Origin of the sequence: Methylobrevis pamukkalensis (assembly GCF_001720135.1) — a bacterium.
Classification (GTDB): Bacteria; Pseudomonadota; Alphaproteobacteria; order Rhizobiales; family Pleomorphomonadaceae; genus Methylobrevis; species Methylobrevis pamukkalensis.
Genome location: NZ_MCRJ01000305.1, coordinates 1 through 654 on the forward strand (window position 1 = coordinate 1; position 654 = coordinate 654).

1 protein-coding gene is annotated in these 654 nt (G+C 72.9%); it reads left to right on the forward strand.

Annotated elements, in window-relative coordinates:
* Positions 1–355: 355 nt before the first annotated feature.
* On the forward strand, positions 356–654 hold a 299-nt coding region (locus tag A6302_RS20670; protein WP_141704076.1), incomplete at its 3' end, for a hypothetical protein.

A 654-nucleotide genomic window follows, 5' to 3' on the forward strand; every position in this document is an offset into this window, starting at 1 on the left:
TCATCGGCCCGGCCAGCGGCCCCGTGACCGGCGGCGGCGGCGCCGTCCGCGCCCAGAGGCCGTGGGATCGCGCATCATCGAACATCGGACACTCCGGATGGAGAACGGGCACGCGCCGGGACGGCGCGATCACGCTTGCGGCGCAGCGGGCGCCCCGACGCGATCTTGCGCAGATCCTGCGGCTTCTCAAGGGGAATTGCCGGGCCATCATCACGCCTCTCGCCAGGGGCTTTCGCCCGGACTTTCAGCCCACCGCCGACAGGCCGCCACATTCGCCCGGCATCACTCCGCCCCCGCCGTTTTGACTTCCCGCGCGGAACGGCTATTGCTCTGCAACCAGGATCGAGAGAGGCGCATGCGTTCGACCGGCGAGGCGATGACACGGCAGACGGCCCGTCCCGGGAACGGCGCCGCGTCCGTGCACCTGCGCAACGAGACCTTCGCGGACTGGACCGGCGGCTGGCCGCGCGACTGGCGCATCGGCGCCGGCGCGGCGGGCATCGAACCGCTCGAGACCGCCGACGGCGAGAGGATCGGCCTGCGCGCCCTGCTTCGCCCGGTGGCGGGCGACGAGGCACCGCCCGTCGACCTCCTGACCCAGCAGGTGCCGCTCGCGATGATCGAGGGTGCCCTCGGCGCCGGGACGCTGCAGTG